The sequence below is a fragment of the Poseidonibacter lekithochrous genome, assembly GCF_018861145.1.
Classification (GTDB): Bacteria; Campylobacterota; Campylobacteria; order Campylobacterales; family Arcobacteraceae; genus Poseidonibacter; species Poseidonibacter lekithochrous_A.
Genome location: NZ_JAHKQT010000009.1, coordinates 18,369 through 41,419, shown reverse-complemented (window position 1 = coordinate 41,419; position 23,051 = coordinate 18,369). Strand labels below are relative to the sequence as shown.

Annotated in this window: 22 protein-coding genes and 1 riboswitch; of the genes, 11 read left to right on the top strand and 11 right to left on the bottom strand. The window is 27.0% G+C overall.

What is annotated here, in order from left to right:
- Positions 1-31: 31 nt before the first annotated feature.
- The 4 genes from KO488_RS03920 to KO488_RS03905 form a co-directional block, all read right to left on the bottom strand.
- Positions 32-817 (bottom strand): exodeoxyribonuclease III, encoded by a 786-nt coding sequence (locus tag KO488_RS03920; RefSeq protein ID WP_216057492.1) that lies wholly within the window; start codon positions 815-817, stop codon positions 32-34.
- 89 nt (positions 818-906) lie between these two features.
- Complete coding sequence (locus tag KO488_RS15370) at positions 907-2,583, bottom strand: cache domain-containing protein (protein ID WP_303571995.1); 1,677 nt, start codon at positions 2,581-2,583, stop codon at positions 907-909.
- A gap of 175 nt (positions 2,584-2,758) precedes the next feature.
- Entirely contained in the window at positions 2,759-3,049 is a 291-nt protein-coding gene (locus KO488_RS03910) for a hypothetical protein (protein WP_216057490.1), read from the bottom strand.
- 2 nt (positions 3,050-3,051) lie between these two features.
- A complete protein-coding gene (locus KO488_RS03905; RefSeq protein WP_216057489.1) occupies positions 3,052-3,312 on the bottom strand; it encodes a CBU_0592 family membrane protein in 261 nt (86 codons plus the stop codon).
- Positions 3,313-3,404: 92 nt separating this feature from the next.
- On the opposite strand from KO488_RS03905, the gene KO488_RS03900 reads away from it, so the two are divergent.
- Positions 3,405-4,118 carry a sulfite exporter TauE/SafE family protein gene (locus KO488_RS03900; protein ID WP_216057488.1) on the top strand — a complete coding sequence of 238 codons (714 nt, stop codon included), beginning with the start codon at positions 3,405-3,407 and terminating at the stop codon, positions 4,116-4,118.
- Positions 4,115-5,305 carry an MFS transporter gene (locus tag KO488_RS03895; RefSeq protein ID WP_216057487.1) on the top strand — a complete coding sequence of 397 codons (1,191 nt, stop codon included), beginning with the start codon at positions 4,115-4,117 and terminating at the stop codon, positions 5,303-5,305. The genes KO488_RS03900 and KO488_RS03895 overlap by 4 nt, the downstream gene beginning before the upstream one ends.
- Here the strand turns inward: KO488_RS03895 and KO488_RS03890 are convergent.
- Both KO488_RS03890 and KO488_RS15295 read right to left on the bottom strand, forming a co-directional pair.
- Entirely contained in the window at positions 5,298-6,212 is a 915-nt protein-coding gene (locus KO488_RS03890; RefSeq protein WP_216057486.1) for an AEC family transporter, read from the bottom strand. The genes KO488_RS03895 and KO488_RS03890 overlap by 8 nt on opposite strands.
- Before the next feature lie 87 nt (positions 6,213-6,299).
- Positions 6,300-6,428, bottom strand: a complete 129-nt coding sequence (locus KO488_RS15295; RefSeq protein WP_266099287.1) for a hypothetical protein — start codon at positions 6,426-6,428, stop codon at positions 6,300-6,302.
- A 100-nt stretch (positions 6,429-6,528) separates the two neighbouring features.
- Between KO488_RS15295 and KO488_RS03885 the strand changes: the two genes are divergently transcribed.
- Entirely contained in the window at positions 6,529-6,717 is a 189-nt protein-coding gene (locus tag KO488_RS03885) for a sodium-dependent tyrosine transporter (RefSeq protein ID WP_216057485.1), read from the top strand.
- Positions 6,718-6,925: 208 nt separating this feature from the next.
- Complete coding sequence (locus KO488_RS03880) at positions 6,926-8,347, top strand: SDR family oxidoreductase (protein WP_216057484.1); 1,422 nt, start codon at positions 6,926-6,928, stop codon at positions 8,345-8,347.
- A gap of 13 nt (positions 8,348-8,360) precedes the next feature.
- Here KO488_RS03880 and KO488_RS03875 read toward each other — a convergent pair whose 3' ends face one another.
- The 4 genes from KO488_RS03875 to KO488_RS03860 form a co-directional block, all read right to left on the bottom strand.
- The gene (locus tag KO488_RS03875) at positions 8,361-9,554 is read right to left on the bottom strand and encodes an ArsS family sensor histidine kinase (RefSeq protein WP_216057483.1); all 1,194 of its coding nucleotides are present in this window, start codon (positions 9,552-9,554) and stop codon (positions 8,361-8,363) included.
- On the bottom strand, positions 9,551-10,216 hold the full coding sequence (locus KO488_RS03870) for a response regulator transcription factor (RefSeq protein ID WP_216057482.1): 666 nt from the start codon (positions 10,214-10,216) through the stop codon (positions 9,551-9,553). The genes KO488_RS03875 and KO488_RS03870 overlap by 4 nt, the downstream gene beginning before the upstream one ends.
- Before the next feature lie 33 nt (positions 10,217-10,249).
- Positions 10,250-10,840 carry a hypothetical protein gene (locus tag KO488_RS03865; protein ID WP_216057481.1) on the bottom strand — a complete coding sequence of 197 codons (591 nt, stop codon included), beginning with the start codon at positions 10,838-10,840 and terminating at the stop codon, positions 10,250-10,252.
- A gap of 149 nt (positions 10,841-10,989) precedes the next feature.
- The gene (locus KO488_RS03860; protein ID WP_216057480.1) at positions 10,990-11,244 is read right to left on the bottom strand and encodes a hypothetical protein; all 255 of its coding nucleotides are present in this window, start codon (positions 11,242-11,244) and stop codon (positions 10,990-10,992) included.
- Between the two features lie 147 nt (positions 11,245-11,391).
- On the opposite strand from KO488_RS03860, the gene KO488_RS03855 reads away from it, so the two are divergent.
- The 5 genes from KO488_RS03855 to KO488_RS03835 all read left to right on the top strand — a co-directional run bounded on the left by KO488_RS03855 (position 11,392) and on the right by KO488_RS03835 (position 16,718).
- Complete coding sequence (locus tag KO488_RS03855; RefSeq protein ID WP_216057479.1) at positions 11,392-12,834, top strand: alanine/glycine:cation symporter family protein; 1,443 nt, start codon at positions 11,392-11,394, stop codon at positions 12,832-12,834.
- A 99-nt stretch (positions 12,835-12,933) separates the two neighbouring features.
- On the top strand, positions 12,934-14,061 hold the full coding sequence (locus KO488_RS03850; protein ID WP_216057478.1) for a sensor histidine kinase: 1,128 nt from the start codon (positions 12,934-12,936) through the stop codon (positions 14,059-14,061).
- A gap of 3 nt (positions 14,062-14,064) precedes the next feature.
- Positions 14,065-14,754 carry a response regulator transcription factor gene (locus KO488_RS03845; RefSeq protein WP_216057477.1) on the top strand — a complete coding sequence of 230 codons (690 nt, stop codon included), beginning with the start codon at positions 14,065-14,067 and terminating at the stop codon, positions 14,752-14,754.
- Positions 14,755-14,815: 61 nt separating this feature from the next.
- A complete protein-coding gene (aspA, locus tag KO488_RS03840) occupies positions 14,816-16,213 on the top strand; it encodes an aspartate ammonia-lyase (protein ID WP_216057476.1) in 1,398 nt (465 codons plus the stop codon).
- A 10-nt stretch (positions 16,214-16,223) separates the two neighbouring features.
- A complete protein-coding gene (locus KO488_RS03835) occupies positions 16,224-16,718 on the top strand; it encodes an asparaginase domain-containing protein (RefSeq protein ID WP_216057475.1) in 495 nt (164 codons plus the stop codon).
- A 28-nt stretch (positions 16,719-16,746) separates the two neighbouring features.
- Here KO488_RS03835 and KO488_RS03830 read toward each other — a convergent pair whose 3' ends face one another.
- Positions 16,747-17,256 carry a ferritin gene (locus KO488_RS03830; RefSeq protein WP_216057474.1) on the bottom strand — a complete coding sequence of 170 codons (510 nt, stop codon included), beginning with the start codon at positions 17,254-17,256 and terminating at the stop codon, positions 16,747-16,749.
- Between the two features lie 145 nt (positions 17,257-17,401).
- On the opposite strand from KO488_RS03830, the gene KO488_RS03825 reads away from it, so the two are divergent.
- Both KO488_RS03825 and KO488_RS03820 read left to right on the top strand, forming a co-directional pair.
- Positions 17,402-18,322 carry a manganese-dependent inorganic pyrophosphatase gene (locus tag KO488_RS03825; protein WP_216057473.1) on the top strand — a complete coding sequence of 307 codons (921 nt, stop codon included), beginning with the start codon at positions 17,402-17,404 and terminating at the stop codon, positions 18,320-18,322.
- 96 nt (positions 18,323-18,418) lie between these two features.
- Positions 18,419-18,555, top strand: a riboswitch (cobalamin riboswitch).
- A 101-nt stretch (positions 18,556-18,656) separates the two neighbouring features.
- Positions 18,657-23,051: a cobaltochelatase subunit CobN gene (locus tag KO488_RS03820; RefSeq protein WP_216057472.1), complete on the top strand. Its 4,395-nt coding sequence runs from the start codon at positions 18,657-18,659 to the stop codon at positions 23,049-23,051.

The window sequence follows — 23,051 nt, the reverse complement described above, 5'->3', positions numbered from 1 at the left end:
AGGATATAAATTAGTTATAAGAGAAATTCTCTTATAACTGTATTTCTAAAGCAATAGGGCAGTGGTCACTTCCCATAACTTCATTTAAAATGTAGGCATCTTTGATATTATCTTTTAAATCATCACTTACGTAAAAATAGTCAATTCTCCAGCCAACATTATTAGCTCTTGCATTTGCTCTATAAGACCACCATGAATAATGCTCAGGTTCATCACCAATTACATGTCTTAATGTATCTGTATAGCCTGCAGCTAAGAACTTATCCATCCATTCTCTCTCCATTGGTAAGAATCCAGATGTTTTTTCGTTTGCTTTTGGACGTGCTAAATCAATTGCATTATGTGCAGTGTTCACATCTCCACAAACTATGATTGATTTCCCTTGTTTTTTCAACTCTTCACAATGATTTAAAAATCTATCGTAAAACTCCATTTTATAAGTTAATCTTTCTTCTTTACTTTGACCATTTGGAAAATATACATTAAAAAATGCGATATCTTTATCTCCTAAAGTAAAGTGAACTTCGTTTATTCTTCCTTCATCTAAAACATCAACACTTGGACAATTACAAGTAAATGTTGTTTCAATATCTGTAAAAAGTGCTGTTCCACTTCTTCCTTTTATTGCTGATTGTGAACCAAAAAGAGTTTTATACTCTTTTTCAAATATTGTAGAAGGAATTTGGTCAACTTGTGATTTTGTTTCTTGAACTCCAAGTAAATCTACATCTGCTTCATCAATCCATTTTAAAGCTTCTTTTTTATCAACTGCTCTAATTCCATTTACATTCCATGATATAAATTTGTATGTTTTCATTTTAAACCTTATAATATTTAAATTCTATAATTATGAATTTTTTGTATTATAGCTAAACTTTTTTTATAAATATTTTGCTTTAAAATATTCTACTTTTTAATAGATTTAATATTTTTATTTTCATTAAAAACAACTACTTTATTCCGACCAGTATCTTTTGCCTGATACAGTGCTATATCTGCTCTTTTTAATATACTATGAACATCTTTATCAATATTTTTATCAAATATTGCAATTCCGATACTAACTGTAAAGCTAATCAAAATATTTTCTTTTATTTTGATTTCAAGCTTTTCAACTGCTTTTCTGATTTTTTCTGAAGTTTTATATGCACCATCTATTGATGTTTTGGGGAAAACAATTGCAAATTCTTCTCCTCCAATTCTTGTAATAACATCACTTTGTCTTAATCGACTCAATAAATTATCTGCAAGTTTCTTTAAAACTTCATCTCCTATATCATGACCATAATTATCATTAATATTTTTAAACTTATCTATATCTAACATGATTAGACATAGCGACTCTTCTTCTCTTATACTTAAAGACATTAGTTCATCTATAATACTTTCAAAATAGCGTCTATTATAAAGGTTAGTTAGGGGATCTCTTAAAGTCATTTCTTTTAGCAAGTTTTTTGAATCTTCAAGTTCTTTTGTTCTATCTTTTACTTTTAGTTCTAATGTATTATTTATTTCAGTTAAATGATCTTTATACTTTTTAATAATATCTCCAACTTTTCTTGAGATTAGAATCATTATTAAGAGACTAAAACTTGTAATAAGAAATGAATATATAATTACTTTATATATAGTATTATCTAAATTTTTCTTCATTAGTTTTTGTTTATTTTTAATATTTTCAAAAATAATACTATTATACATTCCTGTTCCAATAGCCCAATTAGTTCTTGAAAATAATTTAACGTAAGAAATTTTATTAGAAGATTCTTTTGTACTTGGATTAATTGTTGCTAAGTATTTTATATAACTACCATCTGTTGTAAAAGCCTTCTTAATAATTTCTTGCATTAATAATCTACCATTAGATGAAATATCCCACCTATTTTTGCCAATCAAATCTTTTTTAATATGAGAAATTGTATTTCCCAATTCATCATAAGCAAAAATATAATTATCTTTATCGTATCTAATTATATTTAATAATTCTTGTAAATTCTTTTTTACACTTAATTCTATATCATCTTTATATTTTGCACTACCTATAAATATGTTTAAAGGAGCAAACTTTTTTAAATAACCGATTTTTTCTTTTACTTCTGATTTCTTTTCAGTATTCTTATTAGGCTTATACCATTTCCAAGATACATATCCAGCATTCTTTTTTTCTAAAAATAAAAGTAATTTTTTTAATGCAAGCTTTGTACTTTCATCTTTAAAAGTACTAAAATTTGTGCCTTCAAGGTGTGGCAAGTGTGGATGTAAAATAGAAGTACCATTATTTGAATAGATGAAGTAGTATCCAGAAGCATTATCATAAAATCTTTGATTTCTTAATTGTTTGTTTATTTTTAATAGTATGTTTTTTTTATCATCATTTTTATTTTCATAATATGTATTTTCAATTACATTGTAAGCTATATTAATAGTATTTTTAATTTCTTCTTTTTCAGCTTCTATTTTTTGATTATAATTTTTTTCCAATAGATTGATAATATTCTCTATTCGATTTTTAACTATTCCCATCACTTCAACTTCTTCATCAATTATTAATTGTTGAACTTCTTTTTCATATTGTGATTTTATTTCAGAAATAAAAAGATTTGTAAGAATGATAGATGTTAAAAGAATAGCAATTAAAGGTGCAATTACTATAATTTTTTTTATATTTTTTTCAGTTGTTATAATAAAACCTTCTTATTAATATATTTATAATTATGCCATGTTTTTTAATAAGAAAAGCAAAAACATAAAATAGAGTTTATTTACTTGGAATTAACTCAATTTTATCGCTTATTTCTTTAGTTTCTTTTTTAATGTTTTTCTTTTCTTCTTTAACTAAACTAGCAGGTTTTTTAGGCATTGTTGGTTTTTTTATTCCAATATTACTAAGTGGGCTAGTTTTTGTATTTGAAAAACCATTTTTATTTGTTAGTAATTTATCACCTTTTCCTCCATGCATATCTATTTTCCCAGTATTCTCACCTGTAAACGCATAGTTTGCAAATAGTGAAGTTGATAAAAATATTGTTATTGTTAATATATATTTCATTTTTATTCCTCTTTTTTGTTTTGTTTCTTATTTTTTAGATTTACTACAATACCATATATTGTAATAATAATCCAAAATACTTCTATAATAAATGATCCTAAATTAAAGTGTACAAAAAGTGAAATTAAAAGTAAAATTGCACCTACTAAGTTTAATAATTGATATTGTAAAGATTTGATTTTGTATTTATTCATTTGCAAAAACAAATAAGCTACAACAACAAAAAGCATTCCAATAAATCCAGCCCATTGATAAATATCCATACACTTCCTTTTTTTCAAATGAAATCATAGCTTTATTTTGATAAATAAGTGATAATTGGGTATTTTAAAGCAGATTATTTAAAAGGCCTTTTATGAACGAACTATTACTTGGGTTATTGACATTTTTTACATCAACAGTTGCAGGAGTTGTAGGAATTGGTGGAGGAATGATGCTAATTGCAATTCTTCCAGCTTTTTTACCTTTAAATGCACTTATTCCAGTTCATGGATTAACACAAATGTCTAGTAACTTTTCAAGAGCTGTATTTGGATATAAAGATGTTCAATATGAGACTATTCCAAAGTTTTTAATAGGTTCTATTTTAGGAATTGCACTTTTTGCATCAATATTATCTATGATTTCTTTAGAGTACGTTCCTTTATTTATTGGAGTTTATATTCTTTTATCTTTATGGTCACAAAAATTTAATGACAAAATCAAAAAATATGAAAACTATTATTTAGTAGGTTTTTTACAAACTGGATTATCTATAGTTGTAGGTGCAACAGGACCTCTAACAATGACTTTACTTTTAAAAGATTATAAAGATAAGGACAAAGTGGTAGCAACAGGTGCTGCTTTGATGAGTATCACTCATATTTTAAAAGTATTTGTATTTATGTATTTTGGTTTTGTATTTTTTGATTATATTGGAATCATTATTGCTATGATAATTGGGGCGGTTGCTGGATCTTATGCTGGAACTAAACTAAGAGATAAAATTGATGGTAAGAAGTTTTTAATGCTTTTAAAAGTTTTATTATCTGCACTTGCGATTAAAGTAATCATCGGCGTATTCCTTTGAAAAAAACTTTCTTTTCTAGAATATTTACATCTAAAGTTGCGCTTTTATATGTGATGTCTATTTCTATGGTAGTTTCTTTTTCAGCATGGATGAGTTTACTTAATAACTTTACAATAGAAGTAGCTTCATTTGATGGTAGTCAGATAGGAATACTTCAAAGTTTAAGAGAAATACCTGGCTTTTTAGCTTTTACTGTTATTTTAGTTCTTAGTCTTATTGCTCAACAACGATTAGTTTATCTTTCAATGTTACTTCTAGGTCTTGGGACTTCTTTGACAGGTTTCTTCCCAAGTGCTATGGGTTTATATATCACAACTATTATTATGTCTTTGGGATTTCATTATTTAGAAACACTAAATCAATCTCTTAGTTTACAATGGTTAGACAAGAAAAAAGCTCCAATTATTTTAGGAAAAATATCAGCTGTTAAATCTTTTGTAGGTTTACTTGTATTTATTTTAATATATACATTGATGAATTATTTATCACTAGAATATAAATATGTATATTTGATATTTGGTGGAGTTAGTGCTTTTTTAGCTCTTCTTTCATGGTTTGCATTTACTCATTTTAAAGAAACAGTTATTCAAGATAGAAAGATAAGATTGAAAAAAGAGTATTGGTTATTTTATACTTTAACTTTTTTTGCAGGGGCAAGAAGACAAATATTTGTTGTTTTTGCAGGATTTTTACTTGTTGAAAAGTTTGGAGTAGATGTTCATAATATGGTTATATTACTTTTTATAAATTCTATTTTAAATATGTACTTAGCTCCTAAGATTGGTAAGTTTATTAGTGTATTTGGAGAGAGGATATCTCTTAGATATGAATATATAGGACTTGTAATAGTTTTTGTTTCTTATGCGTTTGTTGAAAATTTATATCTAGCTTTTGCTCTTTATGTAGTTGATCATCTTTTATTTGCTATGGCAATTGCTTTAAAAACATATTTCCAAAAAATAGCAGACCCAAAAGATATATCAAGCGCAAGTGCTGTTTCTTTTACTATAAATCATATTGCAGCAGTTTTTTTACCAGTATTATTAGGACTTGTATGGTTATACTCTAACTCCTTAGTATTTATAATAGGAGGATTAATAGCTAGTATTTCAGTTGTTTTATCTTTTCTAATTCCATTAAATCCAAGTAAAGGAAATGAAACTATTTTAGCTAAACATACTAAATAAAATAGTGCAAAACAGTTATTATAAATAGTGTAGATATCAAAGTCTGCACTGTTATAATTGATGACATTAAAGGAATATTTCCCCCTAGTTGACGTGCAAGAATAAATGAACTTGGAGCTGTTGGTAAAACTGCAAAGATAAGTAAAACAGCAATCATTGTATCATCTAAAGAAAAAGCTTTTGCAATTGTAAACATAATAATAGGTGTTATAATATGTTTAGAAAAAGAAGAAATAACGATATCTTTTTTAGAAGATTTTATCTCTCTTAAAACTAAGCCAAAACCAACTGATAAAAGTCCTAAAGGAAGTGCTGCTTGTCCAAGTATTTCAATAGTATTTATTAAAATTGTTGGAAGATTTATTCCTAAAAAGTTTATGCTACCACCTATAAAACAACCTATTATTAAAGGATTTGTTACAATTGATTTTAATAGATACATAAATGTTAATTTATTTTGACTTACATATAAAGCAAAAGTGCTTATACACAAAATATTTATAAAAGGTATCACAAAAGTTAAAAGAATTGCTGCTAAAACTATTCCATTATCTCCTAAAACTGCATCTGCAATTGCTAAGAAAACGTAAGTGTTAAATCTTATTCCACCTTGGACTATTGAAGTAAATGAGTTTGCTTGAAAATTTAAAAACTTATTTAATATAAATAGTATTAAAAGTACTATGGAAATAGTAATCAAGGCAGTTAGTATATAATTAACGCTATTTGATGAGTTAAGAGAAGCTGTAGAAAGCTTATATATCAAAAGCGAAGGCATTAAAATATAGTAAGTCAATTTATCTGCTTGTGGCCAAAAATCATGAGAAGGGAATTTTATTCTTTTGAAAAAATATCCAATCATTATAAGTGAAAAAATTGGAATAAGTGCTGTAAATATGTGAATCATGAATACTCTATAATTTTATTTAATATTTATTATATGTAAAATTTATATAAGTGAAGGTTAATTTTCCAAAAATGTGATTCTAAGATATTAAAAATATCTTAGAATCTTATGATGTTTGTAAACAAATTTCTTAAATATCTCAAAAAACTCTAAAAAAGTAGAGTTGATTTCATCTATAAAAGATTTTTGTATATAAGAATTTGATAAGGTAGCCATAATAAATCCTTTTTTGTTTACAATTATTATAATCAGATTTATTTTAAATGTAAAGAAAATCTGTTAAAATATTAAAATATAAATAAAACAAAGGAATAAAATGTTTGTACAATTAAATGATAGAGTTTTTTTAAACTTGGATAAAATCACTAGAACAAAGATTGATCATGTTGAAGATGGAATTAGAGTTAGATTCTATGAAGGTCAAGATCAAGTTGCAAAGTCTCAGAGATTTGAAGATGTAAAACAAGCACAAAAATGGCTAAGAAAACTTCTTAAATCTGCTTAAAATCTTTTCTCTTGAAAAACCAAATAAATTATTGTTTATTTGGTTTCTTATCTATAAATAAGATCTATTTATACCTTCTCACAAGTTCTAAAATCCTTTATTTATTATGAAAAAGAAGATTAACCTTACATATTTTCTATACTAAAAGTTAGAGTAAAACGATAAACTAAAAGTATAAGGTTTAATTAAAAGATAAAAAGGCTATATTATGAAAGTTTTACTAACAGGTTCTACAGGATATATTGGAAGAAGATTAAAAGAAAAGCTTTTAGAAAAAGAAGATATTACTTTACGATTATTTACAAGAAATAAAAAGACTTTATCTGCTAAGACTATTAATACTCTTGAAGTAGTTGAAGGTGATACTTTTGATAAAGACTCATTAAGACAAGCTTTAAAAGAGATTGATGTAGCTTTCTATTTAATTCACTCTTTAAGTAGTGAAAATTATAAAGATCTAGATAAACTTTCTGCTCAAAACTTTTTAGATGTAGCAAATGAATGTGGTGTAAAAAGAATAATATACCTAGGTGGTTTAGGTGTTAAAAATAAAGATACAAGTGAGCATTTATTAAGCAGAATTGAGACTGGTGAGATTTTATCTTCAAATAAAAATGTACAAAATATATGGATTAGAGCAGGAGTTATAATAGGTTCCGGAAGTACTAGTTTCGAGATAATAAGAAATTTAACAGAAAAACTTCCAATTATGACAACACCAAAATGGGTAGAAACAAAAGCGCAGCCAATTGCAGTACATGATGTAATCAATTATTTAATTGAGTCTTTATATTTAAAACAGAGTGAAAACTTAGTTATAGATATTGGAGCAGAACAATTGAAATATAAAGAAATGATGCTTCAAACAGCAGAAGCATTAGGACTTAAAAGAATAATAATTCCATTACCTTTTTTATCTATAAATATTTCATCGTATTGGCTAAACCTTTTTACTCCAGTTCCTTTTACCGTTGCCAAAGCTTTGATTGAAGGTTTAAAATCAGAAGTTGTAATACAAAATGATAATGCAAAAAAATATTTTCCAAATATAAAACCCTTAAACTTTATAACTTCTGTTAAAAAAGCAGTTGAAGAGATTGAAACAAATCAAGTTATAAGTAGATGGTCTGATAATTCAGGAAAAATTTGGGATAGAAATCATACTAAAGAAATAGCTGATGCAATATTTTTTGATAGAAAAGAAAAAGATATTAGTGACTTATCAAAAGAAAATATTTATAAAACTTTTACTTCAATTGGTGGTAAAAATGGCTGGTTTGATTATGACTTTTTATGGGAAGCTAGAGGTTTTATAGATAAAATGATTGGTGGAGTTGGTTTAAAAAGAGGAAGAAGAGATCCAAATAAATTAAGAATTGGGGAGAGTTTAGATTTTTGGAAAGTTGTTGATGTAAAAGAAAATGAAAGACTTTTACTTTATGCACAAATGAAAGTTCCAGGAAATGCATGGTTGGAGTTTAAAATAGAGGATAATAAACTTATTCAATCTGCATATTTTTATCCAAAAGGAGTTTTAGGAAGATTGTATTGGTATACATTAATTCCTATTCATTATTTTGTATTTAATAATATGATTAATAGTATTATTAAAAAAGCTGCAACAAAATAGAGTTTAATACTGTTTAAAATTCTATTTTAAAAATATTGTTATCTTCTTGATATTCATAAGTTAAAGTCATATTATGTATTTTAAGTATTTCATGAACAATATATAAACCTAATCCCATTCCATGGTTTTTATCCTGTGTTTCATTATGATAGGCTTGAAAATAATCTTCTAAAGGTTTTTCAAGCTTTTTCCCTTTTGAACTGATATAAAGTTTATTTTCTTTCTCTTCAATTTTTACTTTTTTATCATCAGAGTATTTTACTCCATTATCAAGTAAATTTTTAATAGCTAATGCAAAAAGTTCTAAATCAACTTTTAGGGCTTTCTTTGATATGTTTTCATACTCTATTTTATTTTTCGGATTATCTAACATCATCATATCAATAGCTTTTTCAATTGTTAAATTTAGATTTGTTTTATATTTATTTATATTATAGTTTTTTGAAACTATCTCTTCTATTTTTGAAAAGTCATTAATAAGTAAGTTTAATTTATCAAAGATTGAAATCATTCTATCTTTTTGTTTATCATTATCAATTAACTCACTAACAATTCGACCTTTTGCTATTGGAGTTTTAAGCTCATGCATTACTGTTCTTAGAAAAAGTTGCCGTGAGTTTAAAAGAAGTGAGATTTTTTTTACCGCATTATCAAACTCATTTGCAACTTCTGCTATTTCATCTTTTTTATCACTTTTACAATTTATGTCTAATTTTCCATTTGAAAAATCTTGAATCTCTTCTTTAAGTAATCTTAAAGGTTTAAGTGCTTTTATAATCCATAAAAAACTTAAAATGAATATTATAAAAATAATACCCAGCACTATAAAACCATAATAATTTAAAGAATATTTATCTAAATCCTTAGCTAATACTCTAAACCCAGGACCATGTATAAGTAAATAGAAATTATCTTGATATTTTAATATTTCAAACCCAGGTCCTGAACCTATTGTTTTTGTTTTTCTTAGTATTTCTTCTTCATTTTCAATAAACTCAAAATTCACTTTTTCTATATAATCTATTATTTCTCTTGGAGTTAATCTATTTTGATGAGTATGTTTTGTGATTTTTGTATAGTTATTATTTAATCGTTTATTTAATTGATTTTCTTCAAAATAATAGTTTCCAATAAATACCATAATAAAAAGTAAAATGGATATTATAAATACAAATACTATTTTTGTGATTAATGAGTTAAAATTCATTGTGTTAGTTTATATCCTAATCCTCTTATTGAGTGAATGTATTGTGGTTTTTTTGGATTATCATTTAGTTTTGTTCTTAATCTTCCAATAATCACATCTAAACTTTTACTATAACTATCTGTTAAGCTTTCAGATTTACTTACTATTTCTTCTCTTGATACAATAGCATTTTTTTTGCTAATAAGAAGACTTAAAACTTCATATTCAGCATGTGTAAGATTTAATGCTTCATTATTAAACGATATTTGCATTTTTGATTCTTCGTGTAAAAATAGTGAATCTTCTTGTTCAATTTTACTTCCCTTTTTTGAGCGTCTTAAAAGGCTTAGAATTACTGCATACATTTCTTTTGGATCATAAGGTTTTGGAAGATAATAATCAGCTCCTATTTGAAGTCCCATAATTTTATCTGTAACATCTCCTCTAGCACTAGAGATAATAATTGGAATATCATAACTTTTGGAAATCTTTTCACAAACTTCTAATCCATCAATCCCTGGAAGTGTTAAGTCTAATATTAAGATATCAAATTTTGATATTCCTGCACTAAGACCCAAGAAAGGGTCTTCATAATTTGTAATTTCCATATTATATTTAGCTAAGTATTCCCCTAGAAATTCAGAAAATTCAGGATCATCTTCTATCATCAAAATATTTATCATAATTTATAACCTAGCCTTAATTTTATTTATAGATCAACCATAAAAAGATATAGCTTTATAGTTGTTTGTATCACTTAATATTTGACTTAATGAAGTCTTTAATAAGTTATTTGTTTCTTCTGCTGTGTATTGAGTATTTTTACTAGAATATTTATCTAGTAAGTCCATAACATCAGTTTTACTTTCTTCATTTAGATTTAGAATTCTACTTGTATAGTCCATAATATCATCAAATGATGTTGATACTGTTGATTCTTCATCTTCATCTGTATTTAATAAAGTGTCAAGTAATGAAGAAATTGAGTCACTCTCTTCTTTTGGAGGAGGAGGTGGCATTCCACCACTTGGGCCACCTTGAACACCAGCTAATCCACCAACTTCTTGAGCATCAAATCCTGCTTCTTCCATTGTTCTTGCAAGTTCAGCTGAAGCTTGAATCCCTGCATCTTCAAAAGCTGCAACGATATTTTGTGCATCACTTTGTGTTAAATTATTTGCATCATAGTTTTCTAAAACAGAAGTAATAGTTTCAAGTTGAGAATAACTTAAACTATCATTACTTTGTGAGTTTTTTGAAGACTGTGTTGGCATTGTAAATTGACTTGAGTCTATACTACTTATCATTTTAATTCCTTTGCTTATTTTATATTATATATTGTATTTAATTTGTTTAAATGGAGTTTTAATATAAAGTAAACTAAAGTAAACAATCTTTTATATAAAATAATTCTAACACTATTTGTATTTCAAATGTATTAGATGTATTTATACCTTTAACGCTTATGAGGACCACCTTCTGGCATACAAACAAAATATTTCTCATCAGGTGTATTCATACATTGTCCTGTTAAATTACCTCTTGGTGTTGATACTGTACATTCAAATCCAACCTTTTGTCCTTCACAAGCGATTATAGCTTCTTTAGGTGGCATATTCCCTTCTTGTCTTTGCCCTTTTTGATTTGCATATGAAACAACTATTGTTGCAAAGATACAAGAAGTTATAAATATTCTTTTGTTTATGTTCATTTTCTAATCCTTAATTTTTAATATCAAAAGTTTAACTGTTTAAGTTAAATAAGTTTTAAACATAAATTAAATAAAGGTAAATGTATAAAAAAAGACACTTTTAACACTCTTGCTAATGTTAAACTTTTCCAAATCAAAGGAGAAAAGATGTTGGGTGAAATCAATTCATTTTTAAATGATCTAATTTGGGGAAATATTTTAATATATTTACTTCCTGCTTTAGGGATTTTTTTTACAATAAGTTCAAGGTTCGTACAATTTAGATATTTCTTTAAAATGTTTAATATATTAAGAGATACTTCTCATAAAAAAGAAGGACATATTAGTTCTTTCCAAGCATTGATGTTAAGTGTTGCTGGACGTGTTGGAGGAGGTAATATTGCAGGAGTTGCTGTTGCTATTACTTTAGGTGGTCCAGGCGCTGTTTTTTGGATGTGGATTATTGGTTTAATTGGTATGAGTACTAGTTTCTTTGAGTGTTCATTAGCACAATTATATAAAGAAAAAGATGGTCAAGAAGAGGGAGTATATAGAGGAGGACCTGCTTATTATGTTACTAAAGCTTTAGGACAAAGATGGTTAGGAATAGTTATTTCTGTTCTTTTAATGATTACTTTTGGTTTTGCATTTAATGCAACTCAATCTTTTATTATTTCTACTTCATTTGAATCATCATTTGATATTCCCGTTTGGATTACAGGTTTAGTAATAACTGCTATCTTTGCAATTGCAATTTTTGGTGGAATAAAAAGAATTTCTAAATTTTCAGAAGTTATTGTACCTGTTATGGCTGTTGGATATTTATTAATTGCAATTGTAGTAATTGCTTTAAATATTGAACAAATCCCTACTCTTATTGCAAGAATTATAGAGGAAGCTTTTAATCCAAGCTCTGCAATTGGTGGGGGTATTGGTGCTGTTATTTTACAAGGTGCAAAAAGAGGTATGTTCTCAAATGAAGCAGGATTAGGATCTGCTCCGAATGTTGCAGCTGTTGCTTATGTTGCACATCCTGTTCAACAAGGTATTGTTCAGTCATTTTCAGTATTTATTGATACTATTATTTTATGTTCTTGTACTGCTTTTATTATTCTTTTATCAGGTGTTTATACTCCAGGTATTGAAGGTGTACAAGGTGTATTATTAACTCAAAATGCATTAGTTGAACAAGTAGGACCATTTGGTGGATACTTTGTAACAATTGCATTATTTTTATTTGGTTTTTCTTCAATGTTATACAACTATTATCTTGCAGAAAATAGTCTTAACTTTGTAAGTAATGGAAGTAAAACTTTTTTTACTGCATTTAAAATTTTATGTATTGCATTAATTGTTTGGGGATCATTTCAAGATTTAACATCAATATTCTCATTTGCTGATTTAACTATGGGATTATTAGCTGTTATTAACTTAGTTGTTATTGCAATTTTATATAAGCCTGTTTTACAGTTAATCAAAGGTTATGATAGACAGTTAAAAGATGGAAAAAAACCAGTACTTAGATATAAAGATTATACAGAATTCAAGATTGATAAAGATACATGGAAAGAAATTGTAAATAATATCAATGATAAAAAAGCAAAAGAATAAACACTATTATTCTTTTAAAACTAGTTGACATTCTTAAGTCAGCTAGTTTTTAATAAAATTTTGTCAATATGCATGATAACTTTATTCAAGGATAAGATGATGTTTAATAAAGAAGGAATACCTTTTTTTATTATTATAGTTCCTTTTTTAGCTATTTTATTTATTTTATTTTTTTCAACTTCATACTATCTAAAACTTACAAATAGTAGTTTTAAAACTGACATTAAAGAATTCCAACAAGTATATATTTCAAAAAAAGATTATGATAAGAATAAACTTTTAAAGATAATAAAACAAAAAGAAAAACTTCATGAAATAAGACAAAATGAATTTAAAGATTTTATGTTTGTTTTAACAGTTGTAGTTTTTGTATTTATGGTTCTTTTCTCAATACTTATGAATACAATTATTCATGATGTAATAAAAAAATATAAGAAAAGAGTTGAAAATAGGGAAGAAAGACTTGAGCTTTTAAATAAAACCTTAGTCACAAAAGTACGAAAGGGTATTGAAGATGGAAAGCAAAAAGATAAGGCAATTTTACAACAATCAAAACTAGCTAGAATGGGTGAAATGATTTCAATGATTGCACATCAATGGAGACAGCCTTTAACAGAAATTTCAGGAACTTTAATGGAACTTGAAACTGCAACTAGATTTAAAAAAGTTACAGATGAACATATTCTAACGTCAATTGAAAAAAGTGATAAAATGATTGAATTTATGTCTAATACAATTGATGACTTTAGAAATTTTTACAAGCCAGATAAGAAAAAAGAAGTCTTTGATGTTTTAGCTTCTTGTAAAAAAGCAATAAATCTTGCGAGTGCTTCTTTAGAAGATAGTTTAATTATTCTAGACCTTGATGTAAAAGAAAACAAATTTATAAATGGCTATCCAACAGAATTTGCACAAGTAATTTTAAATCTAATTTCAAATGCAAAAGATATTTTAGTTGAAAGAAAAATTCAAAATCCAAAAATTACTCTTGAAATTAAAAGTGATGGAAGTTTATGTATTATTAAAGTAAAAGATAATGCAGGTGGTTTAGATGAAAAATATTTTGATTTGATTTTTGACCCATATTTTAGTACGAAAGAATCATCAAAAGGTACGGGATTAGGTCTTTATATTTCTAAGCTTATTATTGAAAAAAATATGGGTGGAGAATTAAGTGTTGAAAATAGTGAGGAAGGTGCTGTTTTTAAAATAGTGCTATTAGGATAAAAAATGGAAGATATATTACTAGAAAAATTAAAAGATATTAGTATTTTATGTGTTGAAGACGAAGATGGAATTAGAGAAGTTATTGTAAAGACATTAAAATACTATTTTAAAGAAGTTTATGAGGCTTGTGATGGGGAAGAAGCTTATGAAATATATAAAGAATATAGACCAAAAATAATACTTAGTGATATTCAAATGAAGAATATAAATGGAGTTGAATTTGTAAAAAAAGTCAGAAAGACAGATAGACATACAAGTATAATTATGCTTACTGCTCATTCAAATGAAGAATATTTAATGGAATTAATTAACCTAAATGTGAACCATTTTATTTTAAAACCATTGAATTTAAAGAAATTAAATGAAGCATTATTTAAATATATAAATGAAAACTTGCTAGATCAAATAACTCTAGCTCCTAATCTATTTTTAGATTTACATAAAAGAGTAGTTGTTTTTAATGAAACAGAAGAGATAAGTTTAAGAAAAAGAGAGAAGGATTTTTTACATCTACTTTATGAAAATAAAAACTCAATTGTAAGCTATATGCAAATAGAAGAAGAACTTTGGATTGATAAAGCAATGACTTCTCATGCATTAAAATCTTTTATTAAAGATTTAAGAGCTAAACTTCCTATACATATTATAAAAAATGTTTCGCAAGAAGGTTATACTTTATTGTTAAAAGAATAAAAGACACTTTTAGTATACTTCTTAAAAGTATACTTTTAAATATTAAATTAAGAGGTTTATAATGGAAGAAGAATATAGAATAGAAAAAGATTTTTTAGGTGAAAAGAAAATTGAAAAAGATGCATATTATGGTATCCAAACATTAAGAGCAAAAGAAAATTTTGATATTACACATACAGATATGTCATTGTTTCCAACTTTTCTTAAATCTCTAGCAAAAGTGAAGAAAGCTTGTGCTTTAACTAATTTTGAATTAGGTGATTTAAATGATAGACAAAGAGATGCAATTGTTCAAGCTTGTAATGAAATAATTGATGGAAAGTTTCATGACCAGTTTATAGTTGATCCTATTCAAGGTGGAGCTGGAACTTCTACAAATATGAATGCAAATGAAGTAATAGCAAATAGAGCTTTAGAAATTATGGGTGAAAAAAGAAGTTCATATGATATTATTCATCCAAATAATCATATTAATATGTCTCAATCTACAAATGATGTTTATCCAACTGCAATTAAACTAACTTTACATGAATTAATTTATAAATTAAAAGATTCTTTACGTTATCTAAGAGATGCTTTTTTTGAAAAATCATTAGAATTTAAAGATGTATTAAAAATGGGAAGAACACAACTTCAAGATGCTGTGCCTATGACTTTAGGTCAAGAATTTAAAACATACGCAGTTATGATTGATGATGATATCTTTAGACTAAGAGACACTCAATCTTTACTAAAAGAGGTAAATCTTGGAGCTACTGCTATTGGTACAGGAATTAACTCTAAATCTGCTTATAAAAGAAAAGTAATAAGTAATCTTAGAGAAGTAACAGGTGTTGATTATGTAAGTGCTACAGATTTAATTGAAGCAACACAAGATACAGGAGCCTTTGTTCATATTTCTGGAATATTAAAAAGAGTTGCTATTAAAATCTCTAAAATATGTAATGATTTAAGACTTTTAAGTTCAGGACCTAGAGCTGGATTTAATGAAATAAATCTTCCAAAAGTTCAACCAGGATCTTCAATTATGCCTGGAAAAGTAAACCCTGTAATTCCAGAAGTTGTAAATCAAGTAGCATTTGAAGTAATAGGTGCTGATGTAACAATTTCAATGGCTTGTGAAGGTGGACAATTACAATTAAATGTATTTGAACCAATAGTAGCTTATAAATTATTTACATCTATTAATATGATGAGAAGATCTTTTTATACATTAGCTGAAAAATGTATTAAAGGGATTACTGCAAATGAAGATGTGTGTATGGACTATATTTTAAACTCAGTAACGATAGTAACTTCATTAAATCCAATATTAGGATATGAAAAAAGTGCCGCAATTGCAAAAGAAGCACTTGCTACTAATAGAAGAGTATATGATATTGTATTAGAACAAGAACTATTTACTAAAGATGAGTTAGATGAGTTATTAAAACCTAGTAATATGGTAAATAATTACTAAAAGGGAATTTATGAAAGTTACAATTATAAATACAGGCGGTACCTTTAATAAAAGATATAACCCCCTAAAAGGGAAACTTGAAGTTCCAAGTGATAATATTGCACTTGATAAGATTTTAGCATCTTGTTTTAATGTTGAGTATGAAGTTATAAATATTGTTTCAAAAGACAGTTTAGATATGACAGATGTTGATAGACAGTTAATTACAGATACAGTTAAAAATTCTGAAAATGAAAACATCATTATTATTCATGGAACTGATACTGTGGATTTAACATCTGCCTTTTTGAGAAAACAAATTTCAGATAAAAAAATAGTATTTACAGGAGCTATGGTTCCTATGAGTATTGATGAAGTTGAAGCTACTATGAATTTCTCACAAGCTTTAGGATTTTTAAGTGCGGATGTAAAAAATGGAATTTATTTAGCAATGCATGGTGTAGTTGTTGATGCTTCAAAACTTGTAAAAGATAGAAGTGTAGGGCAATTTTTAATTCAAGATTAAATAAGAGTTTATACTCTTATTTAACTTTTTATACAGCTGTTGGATCAAGAAAAGTTCTAGAACTTAGTTCTTTATCAATAGTATATAAACCAAAGCCATTATCTCCTACAAGTTTTATATGGTCAATGATTTCAGATACTGTAGCTTCTTCTTCAACTTGCTCTGTTACGTACCATTGAAGTAAATTGTAAGTTGCATGATCTTTGTCTTTCATTGCTTTATCTGATAAATTATTTAAATTTTTTGTCATTGATTGTTCATGGGCTAAGGATTTTTTGAATACATCTAATAATGATTTATAATCAACTTTTGATGCTTTAATTTCTGGTAATTTAATATGAACATCTTGATCTTCAAGATATTTAAAAAACTTCATTCCATGAGAAACTTCTTCTTGATATTGAATTAAAAACCATGATGAAGCACCATTAAATCCTTCTTTTGAACAGTAAGCGCTCATTCCTAAATAAATATATGCTGATTGAAACTCTTTATTTAATTGTTCTATTAATGCTTCTTGTAAATTTGTACTAATCATAATGTATCTCCTTTTATTTATATTTGATTATAACAAAATATAACAATAAGTCTATTTAGACTAATATTTTTATTTAAAAGTAAATAAACAATATTTTAGATAAAATGCCTGAAAATTATAAAATATTAAAAATAGGATATTAAAAATGGCAATTTATACATGTGGACATACAACTCCTGATTCAGATTCAATTTGTTCAGCGATTTCATTAGGATATTTATTAAATAAAATAGGAAGAGAAGCAATTCCAGCACGTCAAGGACCTGTTAGTCCTGAAACACAATTTATCTTAGATAAGTTTGGTTTTGAAGCACCATTATTAAAAACTCAATTTGCAGGTGAAGAGCTTTTTATTACTGATTATTCAGATAAAGGTCAAGCACCAGCTGATATTGATCAAGCTATAGTTGTAGGTATTGTAGATCACCATAAATTAGGTGACATTACTACTTCAACTCCATTAGAGTGTTGGATTAGACCAGTTGGTTGTACTAATACAATTGTAAAAGAAATGTATGATTATCATGGTGTAGAAATTCCAGCTAATATTGCAGGAATCATGTTATGTGCAATCTTAAGTGATACTGTAATTTTCAAATCACCAACATGTACTCCAATTGATATGAAAGTAGTTAAAGAATTAGCAGCAATTGCTGGAGTAAATGATTTTGCAGCTTTAGGAATGGAAATGTTCAAAGTAAAATCAGCAGTTGATGGTGTACCTGTAAGAGATTTGATTTTAAGAGATTATAAACCTTTTGATATGCATGGAAATGCTGTTGGAATTGGACAATTAGAAGTAATAGATTTGGCAATTTTTGATAGTATTAAAGATGATTTAGAAGCAGATTTAGAAGAATTAAGAGCTGAAAAAAATCTTCATACAGCATGTTTAATCTTAACTGATATTATGAAAGAAGGTTCAGAAATACTTGTAGCTTCTGTAGATAACTCAATTTTTGAAAATGCCTTTGGTGTTGAATTAGTTGATGGAAAAGTTTGGTTAGATGGTTGTTTATCTAGAAAAAAACAAATCATTCCTTTCTTAGAACCTGCATTTAAATAATAACTATAAATAATCCCTAAATGGGGTTATTTAACTCCTTACTTTTATCACTTCATACCTTCTTTTAACACCTTAAGCTAAAAATAGATAAAATCCAATTAATATGACTAAATAGGTGAATAACTTTTTGTAAATTCATGGGAAATAGGTGAAAATCCAATACTGCCCCCGCAACGGTAATTTGTGTAAAAACACAATAAGTCCGGAGACCGACCTTTTAGTTTTCGATGCAAATCAGGCGGGGTGCCCTGAAAGTAAGAAATAGTTCATTCTTTACTTACATTACTTTTACTCCAATTGACTTTTGTATTAATTTTTATTAATAGGAAGTTTAATGTCACCACTTAAAAACATTTTAGTGTTTTGTCTTATGTTTATTTTTTCAGTAAATATATTTGCCCAAGAAAATAGCAAATCTATTTTCACTGTTGTTTCAGATAGGTCAGCTGCAGTATTAAATTCTGGTGCTAATTATTATTTGAAAAACTCTAATGATAAGATTTCTATACGTACTGTTTCTCAAATTTTGAATATGAGTAATACAAAGATTCAAGAAGAAATAAACAAAGCTGATATTGTTTTATATACAGCTGTTTTTGGTGATGTAGTTGAAAAACTATTATCAAAAGATTATGATGGTGTTAAAACTATTGTTTCTATTCAAGGAGATAGGCGATTAATCTCTTTGAATAAAGATATTTCAAAAGCAGATTATACTTCTATTCCTTCAAAATTATTACTTAAAGATAAAGAGATATCTTCATACCAAGAATTACTGAACTTAAAACAAAAAGAGTTTAGAAATTATGCTTTCTACTTACAAGCAAGAGCTTACTGGGATAATAGAGGAAGTCAAAACATCTCAAATCTTTTTTCTTTTTTATCAAATAGTACATTAGATAAAAAAATATGGCCAAAGGTTTTAGAGTTAAAACAAGTAAGATATTTTTTAAATGCAAATGCTTCTAAAACATATGAAAGTATTAAGGACTTAAAAAAAGATTTAAAAGATGATACAAATGTAATATTTATTTTAGATAATGATAGAGCAGATAATTCAAGTGATTGGAAACTTCATGAAGAAATTTATAAACAATCAAAATTACAAGTAGTATCAATATTAAGTTCATGGGGAAAACCAAGTTTTCAAGCAGTTCATAGTTTAGAAGAGTTAAGAAAAAGTTTTTCTTCAAAACAAGCTTTTTCAATTATCTCTTTACAAGATTTTGTAATAGGTGGTGGTGAGTCAAGGCAAGATGTTACTAAAAGCTTAGAGAACTTAAATGTACCAGTTTTAAAAGCATTAAGAGTTCTTGATACAAATGTATTATCTTATTCTTTATCATCTCAAGGATTACCTGTAAATTCTGTTCATTATCGTATCTCTATGCCTGAACTTCAAGGTATTGGACAAGTTTATATCTTAGCTATGAATAATGACTCTTCTATTGATTTACAAACAGGTGCTTTAATCATTGATACAAAATTAATGAAAGATGAAATTAAAAATATCATCAAAAAATCAAAAGCATGGATGAATTTAAAAACTAAAGATAATAGTGATAAAAAAATTGCAGTAGTTTATTATAATCACCCTCCCGGAAGACATAATATTGGAGCAGATAATTTAAATGTTCCAAAGTCACTATTTAAAATATTAAATGAGTTAAAAAAGCAAGGTTATGATGTAGGTGAGTTGCCAAATTCTAGTGAAGAGTTATTAGACATTTTACAAGCAAAAGGTGTTAACTTACCAAATGATAAGAAAGCTTTAAAAGAACAAAGTCAAAAAGTTGCAAAGGTAAGTCTTGAAGATTATGAAGCTTATTTAAATACACTTCCTTTAGATATTCAAGCTGAAATGAAATTTGGACCATTAAGTGCACTTCATGTAAAAATTGAAAGCTTTTTAAATGAAGATATTCAAAGAGTAAAAGGTTCAAATAAAGCACCTTCTTATAAAGCAATAAAAGATTATATGCATAAAACTATTTCTAATTTACATCATGCACTTGATGGTGTTAGAAGTAAGAGTAGACAAAGGTCAATTAATTTATTAAAACAATTAGAAGATGAATATGAAAAAGTTTTAAAATTAAGTCAAGATGAAAAAGAATTTTCACTAGAAAATTCTACATCATTAAAAGATGCAATAATTAAAATGGAAATAGAAGGTATTAGAGGTTGGGGAGCTGCTCCTGGTGTTGTTATGGTTTGGGATAATGAACTTCTTGTACCTTCTGTAACTTTTGGAAATGTGATTTTAGCACCACAACCTCCAAGAGGTTGGGAGTTAAATGAAGAGCTTCTTCATGCAAACTTATCTTTTCCTCCAACACATCAGTATTTAGCCTTTTACTATTACATGAAAGAGAAGTTTAAAGCTGATGGTATTATTCATGTAGGACGACATTCAACTTATGAATTTCTTCCACGAAAGAGTGTTGGTCTAAGTGCAAGTGATTATCCATCAATTATTATTGAAGGAATTCCTAGTATTTATCCATATATTGTTGATGGAGTAGGTGAGGGAATTCAAGCTAAAAGAAGAGGTCAATCTATTATGATTGACCACTTAACACCACCACTTGCTACAACTAAATTATATGATAACTTATTAGAATTAAGACAGTTAATTGAGAGTGCAGAAGCAGCAAGTGATGATAATATTAGAAAAAATGCCATTAATAAAATAAAAGTATCAATTGATAAAATGAATTTACGAGCTGAATTAATTGAGAGTATGGATGAAGAATTACAAGTTAGAGGTATTGGTTTTGATGAGGTTGATGATGAGTTTTTACTTCATGAAGTAGGGCATTATTTAACACACTTACAAGAAGAGTTTATGCCTTTAGGCTTACATACTTTTGGAGAAGATTGGAATAACAAAGCAGTTGATACTATGATTGAGTCTATGAGTAAAGATGGCGTTGTAACAAAGCAAACAAAAGAAGATTTAATTATCTCACCAAAAAAAGAACTTGAATCTCTAGTGAATGCTTTAAATGGTGGATATGTAAAAGCTGGAAAAGGAAATGACCCAATTAGAACAGCTTCTGCACTTCCTACTGGACGAAATTTTTATGCTTTAGATGGAAGCTTAATTCCTTCAACTATTGGTTATGAAATAGGTGTTAAATTAGCACAAGATATAAGAGCTAAAAAAGAAAAAAATTCTCATAAAAAAGAAGCAGTTATTCTTTGGGCTTCAGATACAGTAAGAGATGAAGGTGCTATGGTTGCTTTTGGTCTTGATTTATTAGGTGTAAAACCTATTTGGAATAGTAGAGGAATTTTAAAAGGTTTAGAAAAACTTCCTTTAGATGAAAAAAGAACAAGTAGAGTTGATGTAGTATTTACATCATCTGGATTATTTAGAGATTTATATGGTTCTCAATTAGCTTTATTAAATAAAGCAGTATTAATGGCAATTGATTCTTCATATGATGTAATAATTAATAAATATCCAGCTTTAACTTTATCATTAGAAAGTGCATTATCAACTTTAGGTGAATTAAAAGTAGGTGGACATGAGAGTTTAGAAGTAAATGCAGTTGCATCAAACTGGGTTAATGAAGCAAGAGAAATATTGAAAAATAATCCTAATATGAATCTTGAAGAAGTTGGTAAAAAAGCATCTTATAGAGTTTTTGCAACTGCTCCTGGCTCTTATGGTGCTGGAATTAACAGATTAGTTGAACGATCTGGTTCTTGGACTAATAGAAAAGAATTAGGTGATGTATTTATTAAAAGAGTTGGTTATGCTTATTCAGAAGATTTAGAAGGACAAGTTGCCCTTGATAGTTATAAAAGACAATTAAAAAATGTTGAAAACACGTATCTTGGACGTGCAAGTAATTTATATGGTTTAATTGATAATAACGATACTTTTGATTATTTAGGAGGTTTAAATTTAGCTATTGAAACTGTTACAGGAAAACAACCAAACTCTTTTGTAATTGATAATTCAAATTCAAAGAATGTTAAAATTGAAGCACTTCAAACAGCACTTTTAAGTGAGTTACGAGGAAGATTTTTAAATCCACAATGGATTAAACCTCTAATGAGTGAAGGTTATAGTGGTGCACGAACTATGGGAAGTGAGTTTATAGAATATCTTTGGGGATGGCAAGTTACTAGTCCTGAAATTATTACCAATTGGGTTTGGGAAGATGTAAAAGCTGTTTATATTGATGATAAATTAGACTTAGGTTTAGATGAGTTTTTATCTTCAAATCATCAAGTTCAAGTTCAAACAAATATGTTAGCTGTAATGTTAGTTGCAATACAAAAAGACTTTTGGAAAGCAGATGAAAAAACACAAAAAGAATTAGCTCAGAAGTTTACACAAAATATAATCAAAAATGGAATACCAGGAAGTGGTCACACTCATGCTAATCATCCTATTTATGATTTTGTGAAAACTAAGATTGATAAAGAATCTGCAAAAAAACTAGAAAAAATACTTAATGAATCAAGACTTGATAATGTAGCTAAAAAAACTACTCCAATTTCTATTCAAGAGATTAAGTTAGAAGAAAAACTACAAAAACAAGAAATAAAAAAAGTAGAAGAGTTAAATACAAAAGAGAATGAAAAAATAAAAGAAGAGTCTAAAAATGAATCAGATGAAGAATCATTTATAAAATATTTTATATTAGCAGCAATATTAATTCTTTTAGCAGGATTAAGTAAATCTATCTTCTTTTCAAGAGTAAAAGGATAA